This is a genomic window from Nocardia carnea (assembly GCF_029868325.1).
GTDB lineage: Bacteria > Actinomycetota > Actinomycetes > Mycobacteriales > Mycobacteriaceae > Nocardia > Nocardia carnea_C.
The window spans coordinates 1-2,600 of record NZ_JARWNW010000066.1 but is presented as its reverse complement, the minus strand read 5'-3'; the positions used below and the strand labels follow the sequence as shown (position 1 = coordinate 2,600).

The following is a 2,600-nucleotide window of genomic DNA, read 5'->3' as shown; positions in this document are numbered from 1 at the left end:
GAACCAGTGGCCCGCGATCCCGCCGGATTGGCCGCTGCTACCGATGGTGGGCCGCCCGCAGCCGGGGATCTACTTCACCGCCGGCGCCGCCCATGCCCGCCATGTGGCGCTGGTGGAACCCGCGCTGGAATCGGTGGATCCGTTCGCGCTGCGCAGCGCCTGCGAAAAACTCGCCGACGGCCTCATCGACCGATTCTGCGGCCGCGGGCACGCGGATGTGGTCACCGAATTCGCCGAACTGCTCCCGGTGCTGACACTGGCGTGGATTCTGGGCGTACCCGAAGCCGACGGGCCCTATCTGGCGCAGACGATGCAGGTGCTGTGTGACGGCGGCCCCGAGGCCCCGGCCGCCTACCAGCGGTTCGTCGAATATATGCAGCAGTTGCTGGTGCAGAAGAAACTGCAGCCGGGCCAGGATCTGGTGTCGCGGATGCTCGCCGATCCCGCGCCGTTCGCGGACGAGGAGTATGTGCTGAATATGCAGTCGGTCACCGCGGCCGGGCATCTGCCGACGGCCGACTGGATCGGAAATTCGATCCGCCTCATGCTGGTCGACGACCGGTTCGCCGCCGCGTTCGGGGCGGCCCGGCACAGTATCGGGCAGGCCATGACCGAAGTGCTCTGGGAAGATACGCCGACCCAGATCCTGGCCGGTCGCTGGGTCGCACGCGATACCCGGCTCGGTGAGGCACTGGTCCGCCGCGGCGATATGTTGCTGCTCGGCCTGGCCGCCGCCAATTCCGATCCGCATATCCGCCAGTACACCGGTGACGGCGCCGATCCGGCGCATTCCGGTAACGCCGCCCATTTCGCTTTCGGGCACGGCGAATACCGCTGCCCGTTCCCGGCCCAGCAGATCGCCGAGATCATCGCGCGCACCGGTATCGAGGTGCTGCTCGACCGGCTACCCGATCTGGACCTCGCAGTTCCCGCCGGGTCCCTGGTCCGCCGGCCCTCCCCGTTCCTGCGCGGGTTCACTTCTCTTCCAGTTCGTTTCACCCCTGTTCCCGCCGTTGGAGGTGGCTCGTGAGCCGGCAATGCCCGCATACCGCGGCCCTGACCATCGACCCCATGGTCGCCGATCTCGCGGGGGAGACCCGCACTCTGTGCGAGGGCCCGGAGCTCACGAAGATCGACCTGCTGGGCGCCCCGGCGTGGACCGTCACCCGGCACAACCTGGCCCGGCAACTCCTCGGCGACACCCGCCTGGTCAAAGACCACACACAGTGGAACCTGTGGCAGTCCGGCGCGGTGACCCGGGAATGGCCGCTGATCGGCATGCTCGACGCCGGCCGCTCCATGTTCACCGTCGACGGTGCCGAACACCGCCGGCTGCGCATCAAGACCACCCGCGCGCTGGCACCGCGGCGCCTGGGTGCGCTGCGGCCGAAGATCGAACAGTTCACCGCCGAACTCCTCGACGATCTGGCGGAAGCCGGCGCCGGAGGCACGGTGGATCTGAAGCAGGTTTTCGCCTATCCGCTGCCGATGCGGGTGATCAGTGAACTGATGGGCGTGCCGCGCACCGACCACACCTACCTGCTCGAGGCGTACAAGAAGTTCTTCTCGCTGCTCACCCCGCACGACGAGCGGATGCGGGTCTTCGCCGAACTGGACGACTACTACACCGGTCTCATCCGGGAGAAGACCGCGAACCCGGCCGACGATCTCACCTCCGATTTCCTCCACGACGTGGCCGACGGCGAAACCCCGCTCACCGAGGAAGAGGTACACGGCAACCTCAAGGCGCTGGTCGCCGCCGGCCACGAAACCACCGTCAGCCTGATCGTCATGACCACTCGCGCCCTGCTCGGTCACCAGGAGCAGCTGGCCGCGATCCGGGCCGGAGACCGCACCTGGGAGGAAGCGATCGAGGAGACGCTGCGCTGGGACGGCCCCGTCATTCACCTGCTGATGCGTTTCGCCACCGAGGACATCACCGTCGGTGATCTGACCATCGGAAAAGGCGACGGTGTGGTCATGTCCTATCGCGCCATCGGCCGCGACCGCGGCCTGCACGGCGCCGATGCCGACACCTTCGATATCACCCGCCCGACCGCGAACCGCAATATCTCCTTCGGCTACGGCCCCCATATCTGCCCCGGCGCCGCCCTGGCCAGACTGGAGGCCGCCATCGCCCTACCCGCCCTGTTCGACCGCTTCCCCGACCTGCGTGCCGATATCCCCCTCACCGAACACGGCAATCTCCCCGTGCTCACCCAGAACGACCCCGCTGCCTTCCCGGTCCACCTCGGAACCTAGAACCGGACCGAGCCGCGGGACAACCGGAGGCGGTCTCGTAGCAGTCGTTCTTGCACGTCGGATCAGATCGTCCGGCCCGAGCGACCTCCCAACGCGACCGACGGCGGTGCCGAGTCTGACGAGGCCCTGAAAGGTTTTGGCCCGTCCCTGCTGTCAGTGCTCGAGGAAATGCGGCGCAGCCGCGAGTATCGCGGGGCGGTAAGCAGGGACCAAGGGGGGCCAAAACCCCGCGCCGACGAAGTCGGCGCCAAAAATTAAGCCCATGAAGGTGTTGGGGCGTTTTATGAGCAGTTTGTTTAGGGTTTGCTGGTTGGTTTAGCGGACCTGGTCGGTGACCT

The 2,600-nt window shown here is 67.1% G+C and carries 2 protein-coding genes; both read left to right on the top strand.

Features of this window, described 5'->3' with window-relative positions:
- On the top strand, positions 1-1,030 hold a 1,030-nt coding region (locus QH196_RS03855; RefSeq protein WP_280414349.1), incomplete at its 5' end, for a cytochrome P450.
- The gene (locus tag QH196_RS03850) at positions 1,027-2,262 is read left to right on the top strand and encodes a cytochrome P450 family protein (protein WP_280414348.1); all 1,236 of its coding nucleotides are present in this window, start codon (positions 1,027-1,029) and stop codon (positions 2,260-2,262) included. The genes QH196_RS03855 and QH196_RS03850, both read left to right, overlap by 4 nt.
- Positions 2,263-2,600 lie beyond the last annotated feature (338 nt).